At 62.1% G+C, this 25,762-nt stretch carries 27 protein-coding genes; 6 read left to right on the top strand and 21 right to left on the bottom strand.

Annotation, left to right across the window (positions count from 1 at the left end; all coding sequences use genetic code 11):
• Positions 1–52: 52 nt before the first annotated feature.
• The 5 genes from rpsF to ATK06_RS03920 all read right to left on the bottom strand — a co-directional run bounded on the left by rpsF (position 53) and on the right by ATK06_RS03920 (position 4,693).
• Entirely contained in the window at positions 53–349 is a 297-nt protein-coding gene (rpsF, locus tag ATK06_RS03940) for a 30S ribosomal protein S6 (protein WP_083986213.1), read from the bottom strand.
• Positions 350–432: 83 nt separating this feature from the next.
• A complete protein-coding gene (locus ATK06_RS03935) occupies positions 433–630 on the bottom strand; it encodes a hypothetical protein (RefSeq protein WP_048381798.1) in 198 nt (65 codons plus the stop codon).
• The gene (locus ATK06_RS03930) at positions 627–2,015 is read right to left on the bottom strand and encodes a glycosyltransferase family 87 protein (protein ID WP_048381800.1); all 1,389 of its coding nucleotides are present in this window, start codon (positions 2,013–2,015) and stop codon (positions 627–629) included. The genes ATK06_RS03935 and ATK06_RS03930 overlap by 4 nt, the downstream gene beginning before the upstream one ends.
• A 16-nt stretch (positions 2,016–2,031) precedes the next feature.
• Positions 2,032–4,236 (bottom strand): transglycosylase domain-containing protein, encoded by a 2,205-nt coding sequence (locus tag ATK06_RS03925; protein ID WP_098388875.1) that lies wholly within the window; start codon positions 4,234–4,236, stop codon positions 2,032–2,034.
• 64 nt (positions 4,237–4,300) lie between these two features.
• On the bottom strand, positions 4,301–4,693 hold the full coding sequence (locus ATK06_RS03920; protein WP_053072934.1) for a DUF5318 family protein: 393 nt from the start codon (positions 4,691–4,693) through the stop codon (positions 4,301–4,303).
• Positions 4,694–4,817: 124 nt separating this feature from the next.
• Between ATK06_RS03920 and ATK06_RS03915 the strand changes: the two genes are divergently transcribed.
• The 3 genes from ATK06_RS03915 (at position 4,818) to ATK06_RS03905 (ending at position 6,845) form a co-directional block, all read left to right on the top strand.
• On the top strand, positions 4,818–5,285 hold the full coding sequence (locus tag ATK06_RS03915; protein ID WP_048381802.1) for a MarR family winged helix-turn-helix transcriptional regulator: 468 nt from the start codon (positions 4,818–4,820) through the stop codon (positions 5,283–5,285).
• A gap of 3 nt (positions 5,286–5,288) precedes the next feature.
• Entirely contained in the window at positions 5,289–6,215 is a 927-nt protein-coding gene (locus ATK06_RS03910; protein ID WP_098388874.1) for a universal stress protein, read from the top strand.
• A gap of 93 nt (positions 6,216–6,308) precedes the next feature.
• Positions 6,309–6,845, top strand: coding sequence for a DUF3618 domain-containing protein (locus ATK06_RS03905; protein WP_048382016.1), 537 nt, complete (start codon positions 6,309–6,311; stop codon positions 6,843–6,845).
• A gap of 38 nt (positions 6,846–6,883) precedes the next feature.
• Here ATK06_RS03905 and ATK06_RS03900 read toward each other — a convergent pair whose 3' ends face one another.
• From ATK06_RS03900 to ATK06_RS03890, 3 genes are read right to left on the bottom strand one after another with little or no spacing between them, the layout of a single operon-like run.
• Positions 6,884–7,213, bottom strand: a complete 330-nt coding sequence (locus ATK06_RS03900; protein ID WP_048381806.1) for an antibiotic biosynthesis monooxygenase family protein — start codon at positions 7,211–7,213, stop codon at positions 6,884–6,886.
• Positions 7,210–8,124: an oxygen-dependent tRNA uridine(34) hydroxylase TrhO gene (gene trhO, locus ATK06_RS03895; protein WP_048381808.1), complete on the bottom strand. Its 915-nt coding sequence runs from the start codon at positions 8,122–8,124 to the stop codon at positions 7,210–7,212. Before trhO ends, ATK06_RS03900 begins: the two co-directional genes overlap by 4 nt.
• 22 nt (positions 8,125–8,146) lie before the next feature.
• Positions 8,147–9,673 (bottom strand): DUF1846 domain-containing protein, encoded by a 1,527-nt coding sequence (locus ATK06_RS03890; protein WP_048381810.1) that lies wholly within the window; start codon positions 9,671–9,673, stop codon positions 8,147–8,149.
• 548 nt (positions 9,674–10,221) lie between these two features.
• Here ATK06_RS03890 and ATK06_RS03885 point away from each other — a divergent pair.
• Positions 10,222–11,184: a hypothetical protein gene (locus tag ATK06_RS03885; RefSeq protein ID WP_098388873.1), complete on the top strand. Its 963-nt coding sequence runs from the start codon at positions 10,222–10,224 to the stop codon at positions 11,182–11,184.
• Between the two features lie 3 nt (positions 11,185–11,187).
• Here ATK06_RS03885 and ATK06_RS03880 read toward each other — a convergent pair whose 3' ends face one another.
• The 9 genes from ATK06_RS03880 to ATK06_RS03840 form a co-directional block, all read right to left on the bottom strand.
• Positions 11,188–11,919 (bottom strand): HtaA domain-containing protein, encoded by a 732-nt coding sequence (locus tag ATK06_RS03880; RefSeq protein WP_048381812.1) that lies wholly within the window; start codon positions 11,917–11,919, stop codon positions 11,188–11,190.
• Between the two features lie 111 nt (positions 11,920–12,030).
• The gene (locus ATK06_RS03875) at positions 12,031–12,837 is read right to left on the bottom strand and encodes an HtaA domain-containing protein (RefSeq protein WP_098388872.1); all 807 of its coding nucleotides are present in this window, start codon (positions 12,835–12,837) and stop codon (positions 12,031–12,033) included.
• 15 nt (positions 12,838–12,852) lie between these two features.
• The gene (locus ATK06_RS03870; protein ID WP_048381813.1) at positions 12,853–13,521 is read right to left on the bottom strand and encodes a biliverdin-producing heme oxygenase; all 669 of its coding nucleotides are present in this window, start codon (positions 13,519–13,521) and stop codon (positions 12,853–12,855) included.
• Between the two features lie 136 nt (positions 13,522–13,657).
• Positions 13,658–14,620, bottom strand: coding sequence for an HtaA domain-containing protein (locus ATK06_RS03865; protein ID WP_053072917.1), 963 nt, complete (start codon positions 14,618–14,620; stop codon positions 13,658–13,660).
• Positions 14,621–14,657: 37 nt separating this feature from the next.
• Positions 14,658–15,692 carry an HtaA domain-containing protein gene (locus ATK06_RS03860; RefSeq protein WP_048381815.1) on the bottom strand — a complete coding sequence of 345 codons (1,035 nt, stop codon included), beginning with the start codon at positions 15,690–15,692 and terminating at the stop codon, positions 14,658–14,660.
• A complete protein-coding gene (locus ATK06_RS03855; protein ID WP_231913563.1) occupies positions 15,685–16,551 on the bottom strand; it encodes a heme ABC transporter ATP-binding protein in 867 nt (288 codons plus the stop codon). Before ATK06_RS03855 ends, ATK06_RS03860 begins: the two co-directional genes overlap by 8 nt.
• A complete protein-coding gene (locus ATK06_RS03850; RefSeq protein ID WP_048381817.1) occupies positions 16,548–17,615 on the bottom strand; it encodes a FecCD family ABC transporter permease in 1,068 nt (355 codons plus the stop codon). Before ATK06_RS03850 ends, ATK06_RS03855 begins: the two co-directional genes overlap by 4 nt.
• Positions 17,599–18,669 (bottom strand): heme/hemin ABC transporter substrate-binding protein, encoded by a 1,071-nt coding sequence (locus tag ATK06_RS03845; RefSeq protein ID WP_098389386.1) that lies wholly within the window; start codon positions 18,667–18,669, stop codon positions 17,599–17,601. Before ATK06_RS03845 ends, ATK06_RS03850 begins: the two co-directional genes overlap by 17 nt.
• A gap of 17 nt (positions 18,670–18,686) precedes the next feature.
• Positions 18,687–20,543, bottom strand: a complete 1,857-nt coding sequence (locus ATK06_RS03840) for an HtaA domain-containing protein (protein ID WP_098388871.1) — start codon at positions 20,541–20,543, stop codon at positions 18,687–18,689.
• 158 nt (positions 20,544–20,701) lie between these two features.
• Between ATK06_RS03840 and ATK06_RS03835 the strand changes: the two genes are divergently transcribed.
• Positions 20,702–21,214 carry a hypothetical protein gene (locus ATK06_RS03835; protein ID WP_053072918.1) on the top strand — a complete coding sequence of 171 codons (513 nt, stop codon included), beginning with the start codon at positions 20,702–20,704 and terminating at the stop codon, positions 21,212–21,214.
• Positions 21,215–21,220: 6 nt separating this feature from the next.
• On the top strand, positions 21,221–22,057 hold the full coding sequence (locus tag ATK06_RS03830) for an Fpg/Nei family DNA glycosylase (protein ID WP_048381819.1): 837 nt from the start codon (positions 21,221–21,223) through the stop codon (positions 22,055–22,057).
• Here the strand turns inward: ATK06_RS03830 and ATK06_RS03825 are convergent.
• The 4 genes from ATK06_RS03825 to ATK06_RS03810 form a co-directional block, all read right to left on the bottom strand.
• Positions 22,054–22,587 (bottom strand): VanZ family protein, encoded by a 534-nt coding sequence (locus tag ATK06_RS03825; RefSeq protein WP_048381820.1) that lies wholly within the window; start codon positions 22,585–22,587, stop codon positions 22,054–22,056. The two genes, ATK06_RS03830 and ATK06_RS03825, sit on opposite strands and share 4 nt — an antisense overlap.
• 8 nt (positions 22,588–22,595) lie before the next feature.
• Positions 22,596–23,807 carry a DUF4185 domain-containing protein gene (locus ATK06_RS03820; protein WP_098388870.1) on the bottom strand — a complete coding sequence of 404 codons (1,212 nt, stop codon included), beginning with the start codon at positions 23,805–23,807 and terminating at the stop codon, positions 22,596–22,598.
• A gap of 15 nt (positions 23,808–23,822) precedes the next feature.
• Positions 23,823–24,128 carry a PaaI family thioesterase gene (locus tag ATK06_RS11530; RefSeq protein WP_083986216.1) on the bottom strand — a complete coding sequence of 102 codons (306 nt, stop codon included), beginning with the start codon at positions 24,126–24,128 and terminating at the stop codon, positions 23,823–23,825.
• A 77-nt stretch (positions 24,129–24,205) separates the two neighbouring features.
• Positions 24,206–25,645 (bottom strand): gluconokinase, encoded by a 1,440-nt coding sequence (locus ATK06_RS03810; protein ID WP_048381825.1) that lies wholly within the window; start codon positions 25,643–25,645, stop codon positions 24,206–24,208.
• Between the last annotated feature and the right edge of the window lie 117 nt (positions 25,646–25,762).

The raw sequence follows: 25,762 nt of genomic DNA, 5'->3' as shown, positions 1-25,762 counted from the left end.
TGATTCCTCACGAGCGTGACGATGGTCCTAGTGCTTACTAGTATCCACGTTCTTACTTGTCAGTGCGCAGAACCTTGGTGCGTAGGACAGTGTCGTTGAGGTTAACCAGACGGTCGAATTCGAGGACCGTTGCAGACTCGCACTCGAGGTCTACAACGATGTAGACGCCTTCTTCGTGCTTGTCGATGGGGTACGCCAGGCGGCGCTTGCCCCACACGTCAACCTTCTCTACATTGCCGCCTTCTTTGCGGACAACGTCGAGGTACTTCTCTAGGGACGGGGCTGCGGTGCGTGGATCCTGAACGGAGTTCAGGATGATCATGATTTCGTAATGACGCACGGGCCTCATCACCTCCTATGGTCTTGTTAGTGGATTTCGGCCACACCCATCGGTAGGTGTGGCAGGAGGATGCTGCAATTATTGCAACCTGTTCAGGCTACCGTATCGGGGCTGAAAACGGAAGTTATAGCCAAGGTGACGGGCACAATTGTGAGCAAAATCAGAGCCAGGATTCCCAGCACCCACACCCATGTCCGTTTCGGGCTGTACATGAAGAGCGCGAACGCCCCGCCGACGCAGCAGAATCCGAGGGCCACGCTGGCCATGGTGATAATCATTGCGGTACTCATGATGTGCTTATCGACGCCTCCCGGTTCCACACCTGTCCAATAATAAGTAGCGCGATGGCCACGATAAACCCGCCACGCACGATGAGCAGCAGGTTGAAAAGTTCTGGTGGCAGCCCGTTGCCGGCTTCCGCACCGATAAAGATCATGGTTGCTGGCCATACCAGCATGTCCACGACCATCCAGGAGAGAAGCAGCCGCCACCTGGGTAGCGCGAGCACGGCCGGGACCACCAGCCACAGCGAATACTGGGGTGACCACACCTTATTCACCAGGATGAAGCCGGCAACGATGAGGAACAGGAGTTCCGGGACCGTGGGCACGGCCCCCGCCTTCATCCCTAGTACGAAGACTCCCAGGCAGATGGCCGCGAAGGCAACGAAGGAGATCGTGTTGATGGTCTCTGGCTGGAGTTGCAGGCCGGTTGTGCGGGCCAGGATTTCGTAGATCGTGGTCCATTCCGCGCCGCGGTCTTCGTTGAGGCGTAGGAATTCCCGCCACGCGTCGGGGTACAGGTACGCGATGGGTGCGTTGACGGCCACCCAGGTGACCACGGTCGTCGCTAGTGACCAGAGGAATGCGGGGAAGCGGTGGCGTCGTAAAGCAACTATGAGCAGGGCGCCCAGTAAGTACAGCGGCCACAGTTTGAGGGCTGTGCCGACGCCGATCCACACGCCGGCCCAGCCGGGGCGTCCGCGGCGCCAGGCAACCATCGCGAGGACAAGCGCCAGGATCGAGGGGATGTCCCAGTTTGTGAAGGCATGCACAATGATCAGCGGCGATGCCGCAACGAGGACCGTGTCCCAGACCCGATTCCCCGCAAGTTCGGCGACGTAGCGGATCGTGATAACCCACATCGCCGAAAGCACAAGCGCCGTGAGCGTGAAGTACCACGACGCCTCCGCGACGGTCAGCCCGAGCGCCTCGATGAGCGGGTACGTCCACCGGGTCAGCGCGCCCATCGCCCCCTGGAAAAGGCCGGAGAGCACCGGGTATTCCATGTACCTGGTGAGGTCACCTTCTTTCCACGAGTACGCGTAGGGGTTGCCCGGCATGTTGAGCCCGCGCCCGTTGTACAGCGGCAGGATGTCGTTGTAGCAGGCGGACATGTACTGGCGGTTGCCGGACCAGTTCAGCCCGACCGTTCCATCCTCCCCGACGGCGCCTTGCAGGCAATTCGCCTTGGTCATGTAGCCGAATGAGAGGAAGGTCAGGGCAATGAAGATGAGCGTGCGCAGTGGCGTCCACCAAGGTTGGCGACCCACTATTGCGAAGCGGCCCATCGGTCCACCCAGCGCGCCCATCATGGGCCCCGCGGCCGGTTCCGTGCGCCCGGGCTGGACCCGCACGGTGGGGTCCTGCCACGCGGTCTCGGTGGTATTACTCATCGGCGCAGCGTAGCTCCTAGAACGGGAGTAACTCGCCCGGGATTGTCAGGCCTGGGACAAGCTCAAGGTCCTCGGCAGGCGCGGGCGCCGGTGCCGGTGCAGGAGCTGGGGCAGGTGCTGGCCCTGCCTGTTCAGGAGCAGACGACGTGCCAGTGCTTTGCGACGGCGCCGTGTACGCCGGGTAGGCCGGCGCCATCGAACCGCCACCCCAGGTGCCGGTTCCCCAGGTCACTGGGTTGGCGTCCGGGAATGCCTTGATTTCCTTGCCCTGGTGGGCTTCGTCCATGAACTGCTTCCAGATGTCGGTCGGGAGGCCGGCGCCGTACATCTGGCCACCCCATGCGGTGAGCAATGGGGAGTTATCCTCCGTGCCCACCCAGACGGCGGTTGCCAGTTGCGGGGTGGACCCGACCATCCAGGCGTCTTGGTTGTAGCCGGTATCTCCCAACTGTGTGGTACCAGTCTTGGATGCCGATGGGCGCCCGCCCGCGAGGACCTTTCCGCCGGACCATGCGGCGATAGGTTCCATGGCGTTGATGGTGTTCTGTGCGACCGTCTTATTCACACGGCGCTCACCCTGGGAGTGGTCCGCTTCGTAGAGGACCTCTCCGGTGGCGGTTTCCACACGTTCCACGAAGTGCGGCTGGTGCCAGACGCCATCGTTCGTCAGGGTCGCCAGCGCGATCGCCATGTCGAGTGGGCGGGACTGGTACTGGCCCAAAACGATGCCTTCGTATGGCTGCTCGCCATGCTCAGTCAAGGTCTCCGGAACACCCGGCAGCGTGCGCGCCATGCCCAGCGCGTGCGCCATGTCGGCAGTGTCCTGGGTGGTGTTGTCCAGGTCATTCTGCAGGCGGATGAAGGAGGTGTTCAGCGATTGCTTCAACGCTTCCGCGATGCTCTGGTAACCGCCACCGGAACCACTGACGTTGGTCACCTGGATACCGCCCGGCAGCATGACCGGGTCGGAGGAGTACTGGGCGGTCAGCGGGATACCCTGCTGGAGTGCAGCGGCCAGGCCGAAGATCTTGAACGTGGAGCCCGTCTGCAGGGCTGCGTTTGCAAAATCCCAGCCCGTTGCGTCTTCGCCGCCGTAGTAGGCGCGCACAGCACCCGTGCCCGGTTCCACGGAGACGGCGGCGGTGCGCACGTTGTCACGCTCGCCCTGCATTTGCGTGTGCACAGCGTTGACCACGGCTTCCTGCGCCTGCGGGTCAATGGTCGTGGTGATCTGCAGGCCACGGGTAGTCACGTCCACCTCGGTGATGCCGATGGTTTCCAGTTCCTTCATGACCTGGTTCTTGATCATGCCGTTAGTGCCGGAGGCCTCGGTGTATGCGGAGTAGCTGGCCGGGTCTTGAGTCTCTGGATAGACGGCGTTAGCGCGGTCTTCCGCAGAGAGGACGCCCATGTCCACCATGCCGTCCATCACGTAGTTCCAGCGTTGCTCGGCTTCCTCGCGGTTGACCCACGGGTCCAGCTGGCTAGGGCGCTGAATGGACGCAGCCAACACCGCGCCCTGCTCAGTGGTGAGTTCGCTGGCAGGAATGCCAAAGTAGGCGTCGGCAGCGGCCTCGATACCGTAGGCGTTACGGCCAAAGTACACGGTATTGAGGTAGGCCTCGAGAATTTCTTCCTTTTCCCACTGGTTGGTCATCTTGGCCGAAAGCACCAGTTCGCGCAGCTTGCGCTGGATGGAATGCTCATTGCCCACGAGCACATTCTTCACATACTGCTGCGTAATCGTGGAGCCACCGCCGGCAGAAGCGTCGCCGGTGAGCTGGCCGATAGCCGCGCGGGCGAAGCCCGTGATGGAAAAGCCCGGGTTGGTCCAGAATTCACGGTCCTCAGCAGCCAGAACAGCGTTCTGCACGCCTTCTGGAATCTGCTCCAAAGGAACCTGACGACGGTTCCCGTCCGGCGGGACGATACGCGCCAGTTCCGTCTGCGAATCCGAAGCATAGATTTGGGAAACCTGCTTCGTGGTCAATTCCTCCGGCTCCGGCACATCCGCCACGATGTACGCCACCAGGAATCCACCCAAGGGCAAGACAACGCACAGGAGCAGCGCAATAATTGCCGTCCAAGCTGCCACCGGGTGCTTGAAGCGCGACGATACCTGCGCGAACTTGTTCGCAGGCTTCGCATCCTTCTTGGCCCCCTTCTTCGGGGCAGATTTCTTGGACGCGGACGCGGCAGGCTTTTTCTTATTTTCCGACACTACGTGACCTCATCACTTACCAGTACTGTATGTAGACAGGTTACTTGCTTGGGCCGACACGCTACTAACCGTCGTTCGAACATTCCGGTTCTGCCGTGGCCACGAACTCTTTAAGCAGGTGATTCCAGCGGCACGCCGGGCACACTTCCACCAGGTGAACCCGAATCGGGCCACGCTCGGAAACGAGGCGTGCAATCTCATCAACACTGCGCGCGGTACCCGTCTTGTTGCCCAACGATTCGCCATGAATCCACAACACGTGACGCAATTGATCCGATCCGCACACCGGGCACGGCACCGGCGCAGGCTTGCCGTGAAAGCGCGCGGCCTCGACGAGGATGCCGTCGGCATCTTTAATATCTTCGTCAGCGACGCGCCCCTGCTTCCACGAACGCAGCAGGGTACGGCGTTCCCACTCGTGGTTGACTTCGCCACCGAAACTAATGCGCCTCTTCACGGTGAACAATGGTAGCCTTACAGGTGATTTTGCGGTCGATATGAAAAATGTGGTTGTGGGGCCGGATGGCGTCGATAAGCAGCCAAGAGCAGCCGTAATACTTTTATTAGATAGGATGGCAAATATGTCACAGGAAAGTTCTTTCACCGCCGCCGAAATGGCCGAACAAATTCGTCCGGCACTGACCAAGCTCTACGTCATGTACTTCCGCATGGCCGAACAATCTGAGCTCACCGGCCCGCAACTCTCCATGCTCACCCGCCTGCGCGAAAACGGCGAATCGCGCATCAGCCAACTCGCCCGCGAAGAAGGCATCCGCATGCCCACCGCCTCCAACGCACTGCACCTCCTGGAGAATCGTGGCTACGTCGAACGCCTCCGCGACTCCGAAGACCGCCGCGGCGTCCGCGTCCGGCTTACCGACGAAGGCAACTCCGCACTCAACCGTGTTGGACAAGAACGCACCGAGTACCTGACCACCATGCTCGACAGCCTGCCCGACGAACTCCTCCAGAAGGCTCCCGCAGCCATCGAGATGATTAACGCCCTCGCAGAAACATTCGGCAACCAGGCTGCTCACGAAGAGAACTAACACATGGCGGACGCGCCAACCCGAATACTGGTCGCCTGGCAACCCGGCAACCCACTCCACGACGGCCTCGCCATGGCCTCCTGGATCGCCCGCACCACGGACGTGCGCATCCGCGTCCCCACCACCGTCGTACGCGGCTGGATCCCCGCCTCCCTGCGCAAATACAGCGAAACCTACCGGGCCTGGCACGAAGAACAGGCCCGCTCCTGCGCCGACGCAGCTGCATCAGCGCTCACCGAAGCCGGTATCGACCGCGCCAACTGGGATGAGACGTACTCCGTATTCCTCGACGGGACCTCCCAAAACGTCTTGCTCGGAGACGCCGCCTCCGACTTCAACGCCCACCTCCTGATCATCGGCAGCGGTGCAAGCGCCCCCGCCGGGCACTTCCAAGCCGGCACCACCGCAGACGCCCTCCTCCACTACTCCCCTACGGCCCTCGGCCTCGTGGGACGCGACGCCCAACTCTCCACCAAAGGCGTACGCCGCATCAACTACCCCTTCCTCGACGACTCCAGCGAAGGAGCCCCCGCCCTGCGCTACGCCGCCGACCTAGCCCACCGCTGGGGTGCGAGCCTGCGCATCATCGCACTATCCCCCAACGCCGACCTCACCGGCGCCCCCACGCCAGGCCTCGAACTGGAACAACGCCTCGCCGCCGACTGGCACGAACAGGCCTACGACCTCCTCGACCAAGCGCGCGCCCGCGTCCACGCCGACCTCCCCGACCTGGAGGTCAGCACCACAGTCGGCGAAGGCACCGGGTGGGCGCATGCGGTCGACAGTATCCGGTGGAAAAAATACGACCTCCTCTGCCTCGGCTCCCACCCGCGCGGGCCGCTGGAGCGCGTCTTCATCTCCTCCACCACGAACGAATTCCTGCAACACGCACCCGTCCCGGCAATCGTGTACCCGCTGCGGCCGGAATAAGCCGCCCACGCGGGCACACCCGAATCCCACATTGCCGCGGGTGAAGGCACCGTTTCGGGCACCGCCCCACCCCCGCGGGCTATGGTTAATACCGTGAGTCACAAAGACGACCGTTACGAGGGCCCCGACTGGTGGAAAACCTACCAGGACGAAGTTGACCACCCCGAAAACGACCTCCACGACGACGCCGACTTCTCCAACAAACCAGCCCCCATCCCCCACACCGTCGACGACCTCGCCGACGCCATGGACCCCGCCGAACAGGCTCGCCGCAACCGGCATTCCACAAAAGAGGCGCTGTGGTGGCTGGCAGCGACAATTGTGCTGTCGTTCATCGTGTCCTTCGCCGCGCTCGCCGCGTTCCGCGCAGCCGGCGGCCCCTACTGCGAGGCCGGGGAAACCGAGTGGCTATGCTCCCGGTCGGCGGAAATCTGGTGGGCGCTCATCAGCTGCGTCGTCCCGATCGCAGGCCTTGTCGGCTGCTCCATCATCATGGTCCGCAAACTGAAGGCCTACCTGCGCTGGCGCCCGTGGATGGGGATTTTCTGGGTGCTGGTCCCGCACGCCATGTTGTGGATGACCACGGTCGGCCAGATTGCCATCGTCGGGCATGAAAATTTAGGCCGGTAGCACGCCGCTTCACGACGCCTACCAGCCCACCCGCGCTCTTACTGACCTTCGCGCGAATCCAGAACTACGTCAAACTCCAGCAACGAAGACTGCGACGCAGCCGGCTTACGCTGCTGGCCGTCCTTGCCAGTGTGGCCGTGGGACTTAGCAAACGATTCGCCGTTGACCCAGCCGTCGTAGCTTTCCTGATCCTTCCACCACGTGATCACGAAGTAGCGGTCATCCCCCTTGACAGGGCGCAGGAGTTGGAAACCTTCGAAACCGGGCTGGTCGTCGATGGAGTGCAGGCGTGCGCCGAAGCGCTCCTCGAGGTGCTTGCCGGCTTCTCCGTTCGGAACGGTCAGGGCGTTAATTTTTACGATGCTCATGACTCCACCATAGCCTCAACAACGGCCTTACAGGAAGGGTCGCCGCAGTGGTGGAGTTCTGGCTTCTGCCAACAATCCGGGCAGATGAGAACCTGCTTGCGGCACTCGGGTTCGTTGGCGCAATTGTGGAAATCATTCGTGCCCGCACCACAGTGGACGCAGTGGCCCAGCTGCTTGACGTCACCACCGGAAAACTCCATGTGCATGCGCTTATCAAAGACGTACAAGGAACCATCCCACAGGCCCTCGTTGCCAAACTTTTCGCCGTAGCGGACGATGCCGCCATCAATCTGGTAGACCTCTTCGAAGCCGCGGTTCTTCATCAGGGCGGAGAGGATTTCACACCGGATGCCGCCCGTGCAGTAGCTGACCACCGGCTTGTCCTTCATCCAGTCATACTTGCCGGATTCCAGCTCGTCGATGAAGTCGTGAGTGGTGGTCACGTCCGGGACCACGGCGTTGCGGAACTTGCCGATCTGAGCTTCCATGGCGTTGCGCCCGTCGAAGAAGACGACGTCGTCACGCTCCTCAACCAGCTTGTTGACCTCCTCCGGCTTGAGGTGCACGCCGCCCCCGACGACGCCATTTTCATCAACCTTGAGCTCGTCCGCAGCGCCGAACGCCACAATCTCGTCGCGCACCTTCACCGACAGCCGCGGGAAATCATCCGCCCCACCCTCAGACCACTTGAAACTGATGTCCTTGAAGCCGGGGTACTCGCGCGTCTTCTTGATGTAGCGCTTGCAGTCATCCATCTCCCCGCCGACCGTGCCGTTGATGCCGTGCTCCGAAATCAGGATCCGGCCTTTCAGGCCCAGCGATTCGCACAGGTCACGCTGCCACAGCATGATGGCCTTCGGGTCGGCGATGGGGGTGAATTTGTAATATAGGAGAATCTTGCCCACACTCATGGGCTTTACTTTAGCGTGCCCGCTACCGCTTCTGATACAGCGCCTTACGCTGGAACTTCGGCTCCGACGTCACCAGCACACCCAAGTTGCGGAAAATGCCCTCGTCCACGCTGCCCAACAGCGTAGTCGTGTGCACGTCGCAGCCCTTCAGGTTCGACAGCTGCTCCAAAGCCCGGCGCGCATTCTCCGACCGCGACGCCGACACCGACAACGCGATGAGCACCTCATCGGTGTGCAGCCGCGGGTTCCGCGAACCGAGGTGCTGGGTCTTCAACGTCTGGATTGGTTCGATGGATTCGGCATCGAGGAGGAGGACGTCGTCGTCAAGCCCAGCCAGGTGCTTGAGCGCATTGAGCAACATCGCCGACGAGCAGCCGAGCAGCGCCGACGTCTTACCCGTAATAATCGTGCCGTCCTGCAGCTGGATCGCGGCACCCGGCGCGCCGGTGCGCTCCTCCACCTCGAGGGCGGGCGCCACCATCGCGCGGTCAGCTGTCGACGTACCCGCCTTCGCCATAATCAGCGCAATCCGCTCCGAGACGACCGGGTCGAGCTCCTCGCGATGCTCCTCCGCGAGCGCCTTGTAGTAGCGGCGGATGATTTCCTGCTTCGCGGCGTGTCGGCAGGCGTCGTCGTCTGTGATGCAATAGCCCGCCATGTTCACGCCCATGTCCGTCGGCGACTGGTACGGCGACTGCCCCGAAATCGTCTCCAACGTGGACTTCAGCAGCGGAAACACCTCGACGTCCCGGTTGTAGCTGGTCGCCTGCTTGCCATACGCCTGCAGGTGGAACGGGTCGATGATGTTGATGTCATCCAAGTCCGCCGTCGCGGCCTCATACGCCAAATTCACCGGATGCTCCAGCGGCAAATTCCAGATGGGGAACGTCTCAAACTTCGCATAACCGCTGCGCAAACCCTGCTGCGCGTCGTGGTAAATCTGCGACAAACACGTAGCCAACTTGCCCGAACCCGGGCCCGGCGCGGTCACCACGATGACGTCGCGCGTCGTCGGAATCGACTCATTGAGCCCAAACCCATCCTGGCTGATGATCCGCGCAGTCTCCGAAGGATAACCCGGAATCACCCGATGCTTCACGACGTTCAACCCCAACTTCTCCAGCCGGCTAATAAAAAGCGCCGCCTGCGAGTTATCGTCCTCCAGCTGCGTCATCACCACATTGTCCACCAGGAAACCCCGCTCCCGGAACACGTCCACCAAACGCAGAACGTCCTCCTCGTAAGGAATACCCAGGTCAGCGCGCACCTTCTGGCGCGTCAAATCCTTCGCATTCAGGCAGACCACGATCTCCACATCATCGACGATGTTCTGCAGCATCGCGATCTTATTATCCGGCGTGAAACCCGGAAGGACGCGGGAGGCATGGAGATCGTCGAAAAGCTTACCGCCCATCTCCAGATACAACTTGCCGGTGGGTGCTGAAATATTAGGGGCCTGCGGAACCCCCTGCGCTAATTCGATACGACGTTGGTTAATGTGCTCTGACTGCAGATCAATATATTTCTGCGGGTCAAACCCCATGCGCATAACGCACCCTTTCGATAGAACGGATGTAACTACAAGATTTTAGCGCCTACAGACGCCGGACCGAAACAGCGTGGTGGGGCGTGGGCATTGGCTTGACGCGGGCGTGGCTTGGCGCGTTACCACGCTGAAAAATAGCCTGTAATTACCCTCCGTGATACGAAAAAGACATTATGGCCTTCCAGCCAAAAACTGACCTGGGAATATTCGGCGCGCGATTCAGCAAAATGTCTTTTTCATATCACCGCGCCCCGAAAACAACCCGGCACGGTCAGTACATGGATATCCATTAATTAGTTCAGTCACCTACCCGTCAACGACCGGAAGGGACAGTCAGTGCGCGCGTAGCGCGCCCGTTCGCGCTCTCCAGGCTCATATTCCACACCGGGGCCACCGAAAACGAACCAAGGAATAGCCCTCCGTGATACGAAAAAGACATTCTGGCCTCCCGGCGGAAAACTGACCTGGGCAGATTCGGGACTCGACTTAGCAAAATGTCTTTTTCATATCACCGCGCCCCGCGGGCCCACAGCTCAACCTAAACTAGTGGCATGGATATAGGGGGAAAATACTTCGGGGACTCTGACATCGTGATTTTGCGTCAGCTTTCATCAGCCCAGCGCCAGGTCGCGTACCGCTTGGCCCAGAAAGGTGCCTTAATCAAGGTTTGGGCAGGTGCGTATTCCACTCGGCCTCTGGATCTGTACGACTTCGCGCTCGCGCAGCTCGTGGGGATTTCACAGACTACCTCCGCGGTAATTGCTGGTAGGAGCGCTGCATACGCGCTACGATTACCGTCGTTAAAGTATCGAGCAATACCGCAACCGGAACTATATGTGGCGGGCCCGGGTCCCAGCCCAATACCAATTATCCGCCACCGCCCGCTCCCCACGACTGGCGTGATCGAAACGAACACGAAATTCGGCACCGTGCGGGTGACCACACCCGGGCGAACGGCGCTCGACTTGGCGCGGTTTCACTCGTTGGCAGAAGGCGTGGCGGCGTTAGACGTGGCTATTCGGGCACACCAAGCCGACGATGTGCCCGCAGAACTGGTGACACTCCACAACAGCAAAGGCATTCAAAACGCGCGCACTGCCGCCGAACTGGCCAAAGGGCTTTCGGAAAGCCCTCCGGAATCGTTTTTCCTCACTGCCCTGTGGGAGGCGGGGGCTCCGCCGCCGTACCAGCAGGCGGACGTGTTCGGGCCCGACGGCACGTTCGCCGGGCGCCCTGATTTCTTGTGGCCGGAGGCGAGCTTTTCGGTGGAGTTCCACGGCGCCGGCAAACACCTGGGCGTATACGATTCCACGCCGGAGGGGACGATGACCCGCGAGGCTTTACGCCACCGCCGGTTGGATAACGCCGGCCTTACCCAACGTCACATTGAACAAAAGCATCTCGACGACGGCAGCGCCATCCGGGCGACCGTCAGTTTCTATCAGAAGGCGTTAAAGAAGTTTGGCCCGTTACCCTCGCAGCGGTGGAGGGCGAACGGGCCGCGTGCCTGGTAGGCGTTAAATGTGGATGCCGAACTGCGCCAGCAGAGCTGGGATGTTCAGCTGCGAGAGCGCGAATCCGCCCGCGCCGATGGCGGCGATCACGGCAACGATTGCGTCGATGATGCCGACGGTTTTCATCTCGGAGCTGCCGTCTTCGAGCTCAGAGCTGCCGTCGCCAAGCCCGGGCGCACGGTTGATGGTGCCGTTGAGGCTGATGAGGCCGTCGTCGAGAGTTTGACCAGCCTGGACTGCGCCGTTGAGGGAGCGGGCGAAGTCGGCGGTGGCGGTGGTTTTCACGTTGGTGAAGCTGAACGCTTCGCCGCGTTTGATTGGCTTGTCCAGGTCGAAGGTGAGGAGGACGCGGTTGTCGCCCTGGATTCTGTTGAACTCGTAGTCGCCGATGAGCTGCGCGGAGGTACCGTTGACGCGAATGTGCAGGTCGCTGTACTCCAGTTCGGTGTCCCAGCCGAAGATGGTTTGGCCTGTCTTGAGTTCGATTTCGCCGTCGAGGTCGATGCGGCCGTTGCCGGCGTCGTCGATGTAGCTGTCGCGCAGGTCGATGGGCAGCAAGAAGTTGGGGCCCGTGTAGATAGCGCCGTCCGTGGCCGACTTATGGGTCATGCTGTGCAGGAAGCTTTCCTTCACATTCCAGGTGACGGTGTTGGGGGTCTGCGCGGTGGCCGTCGGGGCAACAAGTCCGCTGACAGCCAGCGTAGCGACGAGCGCTGCGGTTGAGGTACGAAGCATAGAAATTTTCCTTTCTTATTTTATTCTTACCAACGCCTCAACCGAGTCTAACGAAAAGTGGCCCGCCACCCTCCGAGCGCTGGAGGGTGAACGGGCCACGTGGCGGTATTCCTAGATGCGGATACCTGCCTGCGCGAGAAGCGCGGGGATATTAACGTGCGACAGCGCGAACGCGCCGCCACCGAGGACGGCTGCGATAATCGCGATGATGCTGGCAATCAAGCCACCCTTGCTGGAGCCAAAGTGATCTTCGATGCTGTCCGGCGTGGTGGAGTGGTCCTGGTCAGGCTTCGTGTCGGTGAACTTCAGCGACAGGCCTGCCTTACTGCCTTCGACGACTGTGCCGTTCTTGTAGCGCAGCAGCGAGCTTTCCAGACCGGGGCCGGCCGTGGTGACGGAGTCCACGGACGTGAATTCCTGGCCTGGCGTGATCGGTTTCGCGAGGTCGAAGGTGAGGATGGTGACGTCGTCGCCGGTACCACTGAGTTCCTTGCTCGTGTCCGAGGCGGAAGCGCCGGCCATCGTGTAGTCGCCGATGAGGGTCGCAGACGTGCCCTGGACCTGGATTTTCAGGTCGGAGTACGTGAGGTCGAGCCCGTATCCGCCGCCGCGTGCGAAGCCTTTATAGGCGGTGAGGTGCGCGGAACCGTCGAGGTTGATGGTTCCGTTGCCGGAGGCGTCGATATGCGATTCGGCGGAGTTCACCGGAAAGACGAGCGTGCCGTCCTTGACGGCCGCACCGCCCTGGCCGCGGAAAGTGCCGCCTGCGATGGGACTCTTCAGATGCTTGATGAAGGATTGCTTGATCAACCAGGAGAATTCGCCGGTGACGTAGGGGCCCGCCTCGGTGGCACCTGCGGGAGCGACGGCGCCGAAAGCGAGTGCCGGGACGAGCGCGGTGACGAGTAAACGGTTCATGAAAATGTCCTTCTCTTATTTAGTGCTTATCGACGCTTGCAACTCCGCAAATACCGCAGAGTTGAAAGCAAAGGCCTTCTTCGCTTCCTCCACGAGCACCTGCTGCGAAGCGTGATCCAAGGGAAGAGCGTCCAGGCTCTTGCGGTAGTTGGTGCGGTACGGCGGGATTTTGCCGATGGCCGCGAAGTCGTAGAACAGGAGGTGGTCCATGCTGATGCCGTACAGGCCGTGGAGGCGCTTACGAATCACTTGGCCACCAGAAATGTCACCCAGGTACCGCACGTAGTGGTGCGCGATGAGGCGCAAGGCGTCACCCTGTTCCGCGAGTCCGCGCAGGCGGGCGACGTAACGCGCCGTGGCGGGCAACATTGTTACGTGGCTTTCCCACTCCGCGCCGAGCATGTTTTCTAGGTCGGAGCGCAGGGCTGGGACGCGTTCCAGGTTGGGGTCGTAAATCGTGGCAACCGCCGGACTGTCTGCGACGGCACGCATCGCGTCTTCGAGGGCCTCGTACACAAACCCGAGCTGACCGGTCAGGAGATGGGCTGCACGGGTGTTCAGGTGGCCGTCGAGAAGCTGAGCCATGAAGTCGGATTCCTCAGCATCTTGGTGGGCGGCCATGGTGCCTTCGCGCAGGAGCTGCGACAGAGGCGTCGTGGGCCGTTCGACGATAGGCGCGGACACGGTGTCTCCTTTCAGACGCGGCAAAGCATAAAGGTTAGCCTTGCCTGGGTAAATAATACCGTAGGCGAGGCTAACCTTATTCGCAATACCCTTGAGGAAAGTTCAACCGAAAGGTTTACCTACCCTATACCTTTGATTAACGGCGCAGGTTCTTAAACATCGACTGTAGGCCATCGACCAGGCCAGAGGCTCGAGCAATCACCCCAAGCACGCCAGCCATCCCGAGTAAACTGCCGATGCCGAGCACCCAGTTCCAACCCGTAGCCATTGCGCTGGAACCGTCAGTCTGGCTGGATTGGTCGGGCTTACCGGTGTCACCGCCACCACCGGGGGCGCCAGGCTTACCGGCTTGTCCCGAATCGCCTGGCGCGTTCGGCATCGACCCGCAGTCACTCTTTGTCTTTAGTGTGATGGTGAGATCATCCATTTCCGCCCCAGTTGCGTACATCCCCAGAAACGCGATGTCTGCGCCTTGAACGATGCCGTTCATAGAATCCGTGCCAGACTGCTGGACGTATTCCACACCGGTAGTCTTCAGCGTGACGGTATCGCCACTGACAGACACTGTCGTCCCACCCTTGGCAATGTAGCCTTGACCAGACCGCAAGTTTTCTGGCTTCCGGTCATCCGGGGTGTACTCGGTCATGCCCTTGCCTGGGACGTAGTAGCCCTCGTAACTGATACCCACCTGGCTTGAGTTGCCTGCGGACGTGAGATAGGGCGAGCCGATATACGTCGCTAAAGCTCCGTGGTGACCCATGAAATCCACCGCGCCAGCGCTGGTCCGAATATCAGCGGACTGGATATTTCCTGTTCCGTCGAGCACCAGTTTCGAGGCACTCGGATTTACCTGGAACTGGAAGTAAAAATCAGAACCCTTTTTATTGACGCCGTGCTGGGTCACGTTGCCAGTAGTATCCCACTTGCCATTGGCAATCGGCCCGGCAATGTAGTTACGGAAGGACTGCTTAACGCCCCAGTCCAAGGTCCCGGATTCCACGGTGTACGTGCAGGTCTGCGCTGTGGCTGTCGCAGCAAAGGGGACGGTAAGGGTTGCAGCTGCTACGGCGCAGGCACTCATGAGCGCACACTTTTTCATTGATCTCTCCTAGAGCTTTAGTGCTTATCGACGAGTCTTAGAAACGCCCACCCAGGAACTGACGAATCTGATTGACCAGACCCTGTGCAATTCCGTTTTGGTTCAGAACGTGTGCGATTGCCCCCAGCAGGCCCAGTAGACCTAGGGAACCCAAGATGCCCGCTACGACCTTGAACCCGACGCTATCGGAAGACTTAGGCGCAGGTTCCGTAGTTGGCTTCGGGGTTTCCGTGAGCTTCGGGGTCTCGGTTGGCTTCGCGGTTTCCGAAGGCTTGGCAGTCTCGGTCGGCTTCTCGGCCTCCGTCGGCTTCGTAGGCTTCTCCGACTCAACTGGAACGCAAGTCTTCTTAGTCTTCAGGGTGACGTTGACGTCATCCATTTCTGCCGTCGCATCGTACATGCCCAGGAAGACGACGTCGACGCCCTCAATGATGCCCTTCCAGGGATCAGTGCCTGGCTTGGGCTGGTACTTCACACCGCTGGCTTTGAGGGTGACGTGATCACCGTCCACTGTTGCGGCTGCAATACCACCAGCCATGTGATCAGAGCCTTCAAGCAGATTCTCAGGAATCCGGTCTTCTGGCTTGTACTCTGCCATTCCTTTGCCCTTAACGTAGTAGCCACGGTAATTGATGCCAATCTTCGCGTCGGTGCCGGTGGTCGTCAGGTAGGGCGAACCAATGTGGCTAGCCAATGCGCCCTTGTGACCTTCGAAATCAACCGCAGCGTCTTGGGTACGAATGTCAGCGGCTGTAACATTGCCCGATTCGTCGAAAGTGATGGTTGACTTTGCTGGGTCTACTTGGAATTGGAAGAAGAAATCTTTACCTTTTTTATTTTCACCGTGTTCGGTGACCGCACCGGTTGTAGTCCACTGTCCATTAGCAATACCGCCGGAAATGTAGCGGCGGAATGACTGCTTCACGCCCCAGTCCAGAGTTCCGGACTCAACGGTGATGGAGCACTTTTCAGCCGGCTTAGCGGCCTCATCCGAAAATGCAGGTTGTGCGAAAGGAACAACGAGGGTGGCTGCTGCCACAGCGAATGTCGTGGGGATTGCGTACTTACGCATGATGTTCTCCTAGAAAGTTGTGATGAAGCGTACGTAGAAGCGCATACGCCGACTCGTCGACGTGGCGCCTCGTTGGATGGACGGTCACAGCGCCGTCCGCGCGACCAACATGGATCGGCCACCCGTAGATGTCCGTCAATGTCTGGTCGGTGAAAACTTCTTCGACGGTCCCCGCTGCTGCGACGGTGCGGTCTGCGAGGCAGACGATGTTGTCGCAGTACGCGGCCGCCGCCCCCAGGTCGTGAACAACCACGATCACGGTGACGCCAGCTTCGTGCGCGAGGGTGCGCACCAGGCTGAGCACGCGTTCCTGGTGTTTGATGTCGAGGGCCGCGGTGGGTTCGTCGAGAAGAACAACGGGAGTGTTTTGTGCAAGCACGCGGGCTAGCGCCACGCGGGCGCGTTCGCCGCCGGACAGCGTGACGATGTCACGTGCCTCGAGGTGCAGGCAGTCGACGGCTGCGAGCGCTGCGTCGATGATCTGCGGGTCGTGCGCCTCAGCAGGAGTTCCCTTCCAGGGCCGGCGGCCCATCGCCACGATGTCGCGGACGAAGAATTGGAAGGACACGCCCACGTCTTGGAGCATGACCGCGCGCGCCTGCGAAAGGGCACGCGGGGTGGAGGTACTGGGGTTGTGCCCAGCCACCGTGATGCTGCCACGGGCCACCGGAAGATCACCGGCAATGGCTGCGAGCAGTGTGGACTTACCAGCGCCGTTGGGCCCGATGAGCCCTGTCACAACACCAGGCTGTGCCACAAAATTGACGTTTTCCAGCAGGGTCTTATCCCCGATGTTTATGGTGACGTCGTGGACTACGACGCCCCCGCCGGAGGGGACGTCGTGAAGCATGTGAGTCATCGGTGCAGCCCCTTTCGCATCATACGGCGCAGCAACACGAAGAAGGTGGGGCCGCCGACGAGCGCTGTGAACACGCCGATCGGCAGGTCCGCGAAGGGGATAAGCGTGCGCGCGGCGATGTCGGAAAGCCCGATCAGGATCGCGCCCGCCAGGGCCGACAGCGGGATGAGCAGCGAATTCTCCGGGCCGATGACAGTACGCAACACGTGCGGCACGATCAGGCCCACGAACCCGATGAGGCCCGCGAAGGCGACGGCACCGGCGGTCAGGAAGGCGGCCACGATGATCGCGATGACGCGCAGGCGGGCGACGTCGATGCCCGTGTGGCCCGCCGCGCGCTCCCCCAACGCCAGCACGTCGAGCGCGCCACCGAGGCGCAGGGCGATGAGCATGCCGATAATCGTGATCGGCACAACCACCCACACGTGTTTCCACTGCGCGCCATTGAGCGAACCCATCTGCCAAAAAATGATCTGCTCGCGGGAGGTCGTCGGCGCCAGGTAGACGGTGAACGAAATGATCGCGCCGCACACCGCATTCACGGCGATGCCGGTCAGGATCAGGTTAATTACGGCCACCCGCCCGCCGCTGCGCGACAACTGGTAGATCACGCCCGCGACCAGGAGCGCGGCCGCGAAGGCGAAGACCGGAACCGTGAAGGTACCCAGCCAGGAAATCTGGAACACGATCGCCGCCGCGGCGCCCACGCCCGCGCCCGAGGTCACGCCGATCACCGACGGTTCAGCGAGCGGGTTCGCAAATACCGCCTGCATAATCGTGCCGGCGATGCCCAGGCACGCGCCGACGAGGAAACCGAGCAGAATACGCGGCAGGCGAATGTCCCACACCACGTTCGCGGACAGGTGTTCCTGGCCGGGCCCACCGCCGATGATGGCGGCAAGGTCGCCGAACGGCACGTAGTACTGGCCCAGCACAATCGACAGGATGGCCGTCACCACCAGCAGGAGTGCGAGCACAAGGACGGTTGCTAATCGACGCCTCCTGCGCCTCCCAAAAACGCTGCGGGCTTCGGCAGCCGGGGCTTCTTTAAGACTGGGGGTCATAAAGCGCCTGCGCTGTCCGGAGAAGAACCTGGCCGGTGGTCGGCCCGAACGCCAACGATTGACCATCCGGGATCGCGATGACGCGCCTGTTTTGGCCCGCCTTCGTCTGGGCGATACCGGGGCGTTGGAGCAGGCCCTCGATACCGCCGGTGGATTCTAGGCCGTCGGTCATCATGAAGAAGGCGTCCGGGTTGAGGCGGGCGAGCGCCTCCGCGTTCGCGGGTTCAGCCTGCGAGAGGTTGTTCTCCGCGGCGACGTCGATGCCACCGACGGCCTCAATGAGATCCTTGGCGCCCGAGCCTTCGCCCAGGATGAAGAAGACGCCACCATTACCGCGGGCGTACAAGAAGGCCACGCGCATCGGCTCGGCGGGCACGAGTTCCTTGACGGCCGCAATATCCTTGTCGAGTTCTTCGACGGATGCGTTGGCTAGGGTCTCGGCTTCGTCGTTAAGCCCCACAACGGAGCCCAACGTCTTGATGTCCTGCGCCACTGCGTCGATCGTGCGCTCTGGCTGGAGGACCACGGTGGTCACGCCGGCGGCGCGGATCTGGTCGATGGCGTCGCGCGGGCCGATCGAATGGTCCACGATTACCAGTGTCGGCTGCAGCGAGAGCACGGCCTCCACGTTGATGTTGTGCCCACCCTGGGTCACCACGGGGCGGTCCGCCAACACGTGTTCGGTGGAGGACACCGTGCGGCCCACGATATTATCCGCCAGACCCAGGCCGGTCAGCGTCTTGGTGTACGTGCCGTACAGGTCCAGCGCCAGGATGCGGTCCACGTTGTCGACGGTGACGTCGAAGCCGTCAGAATCCACGAGTTCAACGGGCAACTGGGGCTTGGGGTTGTCCGTCACCGGGGTGACGTCCGCGAAGTCCTGAACGTGCGAAACACCCGTGATCGTGCGCGGATCACGCAGCTCAGAGGCGCTGGGCAGCTCCTCGCGCAGGGAGGCGTCGACGGATTCGTACGCGCCCTGGACCCCGCAGCCGGTCAGTGTCAGGGCCGCGGCGGTGATAAGCGCGCAGGCAGCGCGTTTGGTTGTGGTCAAGAAAGTCACATGTCCTCCTACGCGGGGTTGTTCGTTGCCAGTCGGCCCATGGAACCGCCCGCGACTGCAATGGCGGCAAGGATGAGCAGCACGTACGTCAGTGCGTTCTCGTCACTGAACCCACTGGCCCCGGATTCGCCGGCGGACTTGATCTTGAACTTGTTGGTACCGTCATAGCCGGTGGTGTCGCTGGGGCTGGAGCCCGGCGCGCTCCCGTCGGCGTCGGTGCCCTGCGCCATAACATCCTTGGCTGCCTGCGCGTTCGAGCCAGACCCGCTGGCCGAATTACCGGACGCACCCGAAGCTCCGATAGCCCCGCAATCGCCGGCGCCACCGAGTTGGGCGCTAAAGGAAATCGGTGCGAGCGCGATGCCGGCCTCGTAGAAGTCGGCGAATGCCTTCGCGCCGTCGGCGGTCAGGACGGTAGAGGCCTCACCACTGACGGTGTCGCCTACATTCAGGTTAGAGAACTGCAGGTTGGCCAGCGCCACGCGCCCGAAGTCAGTCCTCTTGCCTTCCATGTTGGACGACTGCACCTGCGCGATGAGCTGCCCGGAATTGCCGTTGAAGTGGATCTCTGGGTTGGAAATCTTCAGGTCAAGGACGCCGTTGTGGCCAGTGAAGTGGACGGAGCCGTCATAAAGCACTGAACCCTGCTTGGTTTCGGTGTCCACATTGCCCTTAGAGCCGCTGAACTGGAACTTTCCGCCCGAGTGGCTGGCGCCGCTGAGCGTCCACCGGCCCTTCGCGATGGATCCCGTGATGTAGGACTGGAACGATTCTTTGATCGCCCACGCCGCGTTCGCGCTGGTCACAGACCTGACTGCCTCGCACTTGGCTGCTTGCCCGCTTTGCGACGGCCCTCCGGCCGCCGATCCGCTCGCCACCGGACCAGAGGCGCCCCCGCCGGTGGACGCAGAGTTGGAGCGTGCCGGCGTGGACGCTGCCCCGCCCCCGCTGGTCGCTGCCGTTGACGCGGTTGACGCGGTGGATGCGCTCTTTGTTCCGCTGCCCGAGTTCGTGGACTTACCGCGATTCTGGAAGGAGTCCAACTGATCCAAGAACGCCTCTGCGTTACCCATAAACGTGGTCATGGCGTTCATGGTGTCGTTGGTTTCCGAAAGAATCGCCATGGCCTCTTTGTTAAAGCCAGAGAAATTACCCTTGATTGTTCCCAGGGTGCGGTTCGCCTTGCCGCCACCGGTGCCGCCGCCCGTGCCGCCGCCTGGGGCGCAGGTGCCGTCGGTAGTCACAACACCACGCGCCGGATCTAAGGTTTCACCTACGCTGTACTGCAGGAACAGGTCATGCCCGCCCGAGGCCAGCGAGGTAGAACCGGTGAGATCCACGGTCTTCGCCTGCGCGTCAACCGGTCTTTCCAGGTTAATGGTGGCGATGACGATGTCATCCCCAGAGATGCGGTCGCCCTTCTTCGTCTTATCCACCATGTCAGAGGTGTAGGACACGTAGTCCACCATGATTTCCGCCTGCGAACCGGAGGCACGGACCTTCCAGTCCGACAGCGTCATATCCAACAGCGGGCCGCCACCGTAATCATGACCGGTGAACGCGATCGTGCCGGGGAACGGAATGGTCACGGTGTCGCCGGAGACCTCGGCCTTGCCGGGGGTGAAGACGAAGGCGCCGTCGGCACCCGTTTCACTTCCGGTAAAGCCAATACCATTGCCCTTCCAGCCGCCCTTCGCGATGGGCCCCCGGATGTAGGAACGATAGCTTTGCTTGATGCCCCACTCGAAAGAGCACTGTCCGCTGGCCGCGGTGGCGTGAGGCGCCGCGAAACTCACTGGTAGCAGCGCGATACTTGCGGCCGCGAGCGTTGCAGCGACGGCGCGCGGGATGCGAAGTACGGTCATGTATAGAAACTCCACAGGATAAAGGTTCGGTAAGCCAACGGTTACTAAGCCTAGGCATACCTTGCAGTTTTACCGTGGAGACTATCACAGGCGCACCCCGTTAGGGTAGGCTACCTTTCATATCCTTCCCTGAAACCGCATACCCCGAGGTCACCGGCATGCCACACCCCCACTCCCGGTCGTTTAACTTCCTCTACCCCGACGTGGACCCCCGCACAGGCCTGGCCACCACCGCCCCCGAACGCACGGCCCTGGCACTGGCGTTCGCGGTGCTCGCATTCGGTGCCGTCACCGGGGACCTCATCGTCGGCGGAGTCGGCGTCGTCTTAGCCACCGGGGCCAGCATCGCTCAATCGCGCAAAACGCCACGCCGCATCCGCTCCGAAGCCCGCGCCCGCTTCCCCGAACAAGACTGGGCAGAAAACGAATCCCCCGCCTTCATCCCCATCGCAGTCGGCGTCTTCGTCGCCGCCATCGCCACGCTCTGCGTCGCCGGTTTCTGGTGGGTCCCCGACCGCTTCACGACGGCAGGCGGCGCCATCATCGCCGCACTCGTCGCAGTCCTCGTCTGGTTCATGCCCGGCCTCAACCCCGTCTGGACGCGCACGCGCACACGCCACGACGCCCCCACCATCGACACCGCCGAACTGCACCTTTCCGGGCTAAACTAGGCGGTTATGCCTGAAGGTCACGTCATCCATGCCCTCGCCCGCGATCTAAGCGCCGCCTTCGCCGGACGCACCGTAGCGGTCAGCAGCCCGCAAGGCCGCTTCGCCACCGAAGCAGCGCTTCTCGACGGCACCACCCTCACCCACGCCTCCGCCTGGGGAAAACACCTCTTCATCGAGTTCGACGCCCCCACCGACGACAACATCGTCCACATCCACCTCGGCCTCATCGGCATCATGCGCTTAAGCGAACACGCCGACCCGGTCGGGCAAGTGCGCCTACGCATCAGCGACGGGCACACCGACGCAGACCTGCACGGGCCCCAGTGGTGCCGTCTGATTAGCCCGGAAGCGATGGGGGCGGTCGTCGGCAAGCAGGGTGCCGACCCGCTGCGCCCAGACTCCGACCCCAGCGGCGTGTTCAAGAAAGTGGCCCGGTCGCGCAAAACGATCGGCGCGCTACTCATGGACCAGAAACTGTTCGCCGGCGTGGGCAACATCTACCGCGCCGAAACGCTTTTCCGGCTCGGCATCTCCCCCTTCCAGCTCGGCCACGAAATCAAAGACTCCGAACTGCGCGACATCTGGGACGACCTCGTCCACCTCATGGCCATCGGCGTGGAACGCGGGCGCATCGACACCGTCCGCGACGAACACCTCCCCGAAGCCATGGGCCGCGAACCCCGCAAAGACGACCACGGCGGCGAAGTCTACGTCTACCGCCGCGAAGGTCAGCCCTGCTACCAATGCGGCACCCCCATCCGCCACCAAGTCATGGAAGGCCGCAACCTATTCTGGTGCCCCACCTGCCAGCCGAAACGCCGCCGGAAAGGGCGGCTGGGCTAAGCACCGACCGGCACAACCTTCGCCGGATCCCCCAACGCCGGGCCCAGAATCACCAAGACGATAAAGACGGCGACGGCGGCCGTCGTTAAGCCCACAATGAACGCGTGCCACCGCATACGCCACGACGGGGTGCGCACGACGCTGGCCACCCACGCGCCGAGGAACGCACCCAAGGTGTTGAAAATGAGGTCGCTGATGTCCGTGCGCCCAACAGCGAATACGAACTGGATGACCTCCACTGACAAGCTGAGCGCGAAACCAGCCCACACTGCGCGGCCCACCCGGACGCCCACCACTACGAGCAGCGCACCCAGTGGGGCGAAGAGCATGATGTTGCCGACCATGTCGAAAAGTGGGGCGAACCAGCCGCGCCCGTTAAAGAAACGCACGAACGGGATGAGCCGCAGCTCGCGGACGCGCTGATTTTCCGGCAGCCACAGGTAGCCGATTTGGTAGAACGTCTTCAAACACGTCAGCGCAATAATCACGCCCACGTAGCCGAGGAGGGAAAAGCGTGCCCACGTTTTCATACTTCCTCCTAACGGGTAGGCGTATGCGCCGTGACGTCGAGGGTGTTGGCGTCGCGGGTGGCGGGCCGCGCCCCGATGCCGAAGAAGGTTTCCAGGCCGCGGACGTTGAATTGGGTGGAGTTGTAGCGGGCGTTGGTGCCGGTGTTCCATTGGGAGACCACGAGGTCCAGGTTGTCCAGGGTGGAGCCGGGGACGATGTATCCGCCGTAGAGTTGGGTGAAGTTTGACGGGGTTTGGGCGGCGCCCCAGCCGCCGTGCCCAGCGATGACGACGTTCGCCGGGGTGATGGTATCCCAGTCGCGGGCGATGGTATCGCTGATGCGTACTTCGATGGCCATGGTCGCCTGGTTGAACATGGCGAGTACCCAGTGGCCTTGGATGTAGCGCAGGCTCATTTCGCCGGCTTTCATCCGGTCGTCCAGGATGGGTCGGCCGGTGGTGCCCCATTGGCCGGTGGTGGGGTCGTAGAGGTCCCATTTGCTGCGGTCGGCGATGTCGGCTTCGCGGAAGCGGGACAGGTAGACGGGGTCGTTGCGCTGGAATTGGGAACTCATCACGTAGATGTAGCCGTCAGGCCCGTGCTCCCAGGTGATGAGGTTGCCCATGCCACCCATGTAGCTTGTCGACGTCTTCGCCACCGACTGCCACGTCTGGCCGTTGTCGGTTGACCGCCAAATTTCGGTGCCCAACACGTTGCCGACGCCCCGGTTCCACATTCCTTGCATATATAAGGTGCCGCGGATGTTGATGACGTCGCTAGGCAAGAGAGTGAGCATGTCCGTGTGCTCATACTCGAGCAGCTGCTCTACCTGGGCCCCATCGTTGAGGGGGGCGAGTAATTCAATTTCGCCCGCCGCATTCATCCGGGCGCGGGCCCCGATGGGGCTTAACCACTCGCCCTGGCCGACCGTGTGCCCGCGGAACGAGTCGCCGAAGATAATGGCGAACTCCTCCCCCGAACCCAGCGGGGCCATCATGCCCAGGTCACCGGACAGGATGTTCAGGAAGTCCGACAGGCCGCGCCCGAATAGGTCCGTGACGCGGGTGACCTTGAGTCCCTCCGAAATTTTCGACGCCCACTGCGTCGCAGACACTGACGCATCCGGGGATGTCGGCGATGACGAACCGAAAGAACTCTGCGCCGACGCCGGCGACACAACAGCCGCGGCACACACGGCCACAGCAACCACAGCGGTGAATAGTTTTCTCACCCGCCACATGCTAGCGCATACGCCCTAACGGGGGGCGGTTACAAGCAGGTTCGTCACCGTGCCCGACGCCACCAGGTGGCCCTCCTCATCCGTAACGTCCACCCGGTACGAGGCCACGCGGCCCCCCTCATGCAACGGGGTGGCGCATGCGGTGACCCGTCCGGTGGTGACGGCGCGGTGGTGCGTGGCGTGCACGTCCACGCCGACGGGCACGCACCCGCGCTGCCGGGCGTGCGCAAGCGCCGCGACGCTTCCGACGGTTTCGATGAGCGCGAGCGTGGCCCCGCCGTGGAGGGCGCCGAAGGGTTGTTCGTTGCCGGCCACGGGCATGGACGCGGTGGCGTATTCGGTGCCCCGTTCGAGGGTGATGCCCAGGCGCTGCGCCAGGGGGCCGAGGTTATCCATGGTTATCCGTAGTGGTGGATGAATTTGTCGTAGACTGCGCGGGCGGCGGTGGTGTTGCCCGGCGCGTAGGGTTTTCCGAAGGGCAGGTCGGGCACCGGAGGGGCGTCGATAAGCTGCTCCATGGCGATGACTGCGGTGCCGCGGAGGGTGGCGCGCTTCATGTTGAGCGGGATGACGGGGGTGTCGAGCTGGTCGGCGAGCAGCTGCAACCACCCGGGGACTGTCGCGGTGACGCTTCCCGACGCCACCACCGCTTTGGGGCGCGCCCCGGTGGACAGCATGTGTTCCCAGACGCGCGCGTACGATACGGCAACGCCTTCGAGGGTGCCGCGCCACAGGTCGGCGGGGGTGGTCGACGCGCTGACGCCGTGGAATTCGGCGCGTGTGCCGCCGCGCCACCCGGTGGAGCGTTCGCCGGTGAAGAATGGCAGGACGGTGGGGATTGTGTCTTCGTAGTCGGCGGCAAGCAGGGCGGTGCGTTGTTTCTCGCTGACGGGTGCGAGGTTGGTTTCGAGCCAGGAGATGGCGCGGCCAACGTCGTTGAGTGCCCCGCCGAGGAGCGCTTCGTGGCGTCCGACGCGGTAGCACCACAGGCCGGTCGGAATTTTCTCCGGGACGTGGTCAAGCAGGAGGCGGGCCGCGCCCGAGGTGGCGGCGGACAGGCCGACGATGCCGTCGACTGCGCCGGAGCCCACGTTGGAGGACCAGCCGTCGGGGATGGCGTGGAACCACCGGAGGCCGTCGTGAAGCGCGGGCTCATCCGGGAACTTCAGTGGGGCGAACCAGTCCATGTTCGCGCCGACCGCTTCCAGAATGGGGGTGTCATATTCGGCGGTGTGCGCGTTGAGGATGCCCGCCCACGCGGCCGTCGCGACGGCTTGACCTTCGATGCCAGCGAGCTTGAAGTACACGTACTCGCCCAGGCTCATCATCTTTTCGGTGCGCGCCAGCACGTCCGGGTGCTCAGCCGCCAGCCACAGAATCCGCGCCGGCAGGTACGACGTGTGGAAACGCACACCCGTGCGCGCGTGGTACTCGGCCTCGTCGCCGGCAAGTTCCGCCAGCTTATCGACGTAAGCCGCACACCGGGCATCCGCATACGTCACACACGGCGTGATAGCTTCCCCACCCGCCACGCACACCAGCGACGACGCAAACGTATCGAACGCCACCGCACTGAGCTCAATACCAGCCTCCGCAGCGAAAGACTTAATGTCTTCGATGATGCTGCGAATCTCCTCGACCACCTGGTCAGCGTCAATGGTCGACGTGCCATCCGTGGCGGTGGTAAATGCGTGCGCCCGACGCTGCTTCGACCCCGACAACGGCCGCCCCGACGCATCGTAAATACCCCCACGTGAGGCAGTCGACCCCACATCCAGAGCAATAAGGTACGGTCCTACAGCCTCTTTGGCGCTAATGTGCAATGAATGACGGCGCATACCTATTAATAGTAAAAGAACACCCCAGCGGTATAAACCACTGGGGTGTCCTCGCACTCACTTTATCCCGTTGTGACCACCCCGAAAGGCGATCGTAGGTAAGCCTAACCTAGTTGC

The sequence above is a fragment of the Corynebacterium renale genome (assembly GCF_002563965.1).
In the GTDB taxonomy this organism is placed as follows: domain Bacteria; phylum Actinomycetota; class Actinomycetes; order Mycobacteriales; family Mycobacteriaceae; genus Corynebacterium; species Corynebacterium renale.
This window is presented reverse-complemented; position numbering and strand designations above follow the sequence as displayed.

Excerpts from the sequence above, each read along its gene's own strand:
- rpsF (WP_083986213.1), bottom strand. The coding sequence starts at position 349 with ATGAGGCCCGTGCGTCATTACGAAATCATGATCATCCTGAACTCCGTT.
- ATK06_RS03935 (WP_048381798.1), bottom strand. The coding sequence starts at position 630 with ATGAGTACCGCAATGATTATCACCATGGCCAGCGTGGCCCTCGGATTC.
- ATK06_RS03930 (WP_048381800.1), bottom strand. The coding sequence starts at position 2,015 with ATGAGTAATACCACCGAGACCGCGTGGCAGGACCCCACCGTGCGGGTC.
- ATK06_RS03915 (WP_048381802.1), top strand. The coding sequence starts at position 4,818 with ATGTCACAGGAAAGTTCTTTCACCGCCGCCGAAATGGCCGAACAAATT.
- ATK06_RS03910 (WP_098388874.1), top strand. The coding sequence starts at position 5,289 with ATGGCGGACGCGCCAACCCGAATACTGGTCGCCTGGCAACCCGGCAAC.
- ATK06_RS03900 (WP_048381806.1), bottom strand. The coding sequence starts at position 7,213 with ATGAGCATCGTAAAAATTAACGCCCTGACCGTTCCGAACGGAGAAGCC.
- trhO (WP_048381808.1), bottom strand. The coding sequence starts at position 8,124 with ATGAGTGTGGGCAAGATTCTCCTATATTACAAATTCACCCCCATCGCC.
- ATK06_RS03890 (WP_048381810.1), bottom strand. The coding sequence starts at position 9,673 with ATGCGCATGGGGTTTGACCCGCAGAAATATATTGATCTGCAGTCAGAG.
- ATK06_RS03885 (WP_098388873.1), top strand. The coding sequence starts at position 10,222 with ATGGATATAGGGGGAAAATACTTCGGGGACTCTGACATCGTGATTTTG.
- ATK06_RS03880 (WP_048381812.1), bottom strand. The coding sequence starts at position 11,919 with ATGCTTCGTACCTCAACCGCAGCGCTCGTCGCTACGCTGGCTGTCAGC.
- ATK06_RS03875 (WP_098388872.1), bottom strand. The coding sequence starts at position 12,837 with ATGAACCGTTTACTCGTCACCGCGCTCGTCCCGGCACTCGCTTTCGGC.
- ATK06_RS03865 (WP_053072917.1), bottom strand. The coding sequence starts at position 14,620 with ATGAAAAAGTGTGCGCTCATGAGTGCCTGCGCCGTAGCAGCTGCAACC.
- ATK06_RS03860 (WP_048381815.1), bottom strand. The coding sequence starts at position 15,692 with ATGCGTAAGTACGCAATCCCCACGACATTCGCTGTGGCAGCAGCCACC.
- ATK06_RS03855 (WP_231913563.1), bottom strand. The coding sequence starts at position 16,551 with ATGACTCACATGCTTCACGACGTCCCCTCCGGCGGGGGCGTCGTAGTC.
- ATK06_RS03850 (WP_048381817.1), bottom strand. The coding sequence starts at position 17,615 with ATGACCCCCAGTCTTAAAGAAGCCCCGGCTGCCGAAGCCCGCAGCGTT.
- ATK06_RS03840 (WP_098388871.1), bottom strand. The coding sequence starts at position 20,543 with ATGACCGTACTTCGCATCCCGCGCGCCGTCGCTGCAACGCTCGCGGCC.
- ATK06_RS03835 (WP_053072918.1), top strand. The coding sequence starts at position 20,702 with ATGCCACACCCCCACTCCCGGTCGTTTAACTTCCTCTACCCCGACGTG.
- ATK06_RS03830 (WP_048381819.1), top strand. The coding sequence starts at position 21,221 with ATGCCTGAAGGTCACGTCATCCATGCCCTCGCCCGCGATCTAAGCGCC.
- ATK06_RS03825 (WP_048381820.1), bottom strand. The coding sequence starts at position 22,587 with ATGAAAACGTGGGCACGCTTTTCCCTCCTCGGCTACGTGGGCGTGATT.
- ATK06_RS03820 (WP_098388870.1), bottom strand. The coding sequence starts at position 23,807 with ATGTGGCGGGTGAGAAAACTATTCACCGCTGTGGTTGCTGTGGCCGTG.
- ATK06_RS11530 (WP_083986216.1), bottom strand. The coding sequence starts at position 24,128 with ATGCCCGTGGCCGGCAACGAACAACCCTTCGGCGCCCTCCACGGCGGG.
- ATK06_RS03810 (WP_048381825.1), bottom strand. The coding sequence starts at position 25,645 with ATGCGCCGTCATTCATTGCACATTAGCGCCAAAGAGGCTGTAGGACCG.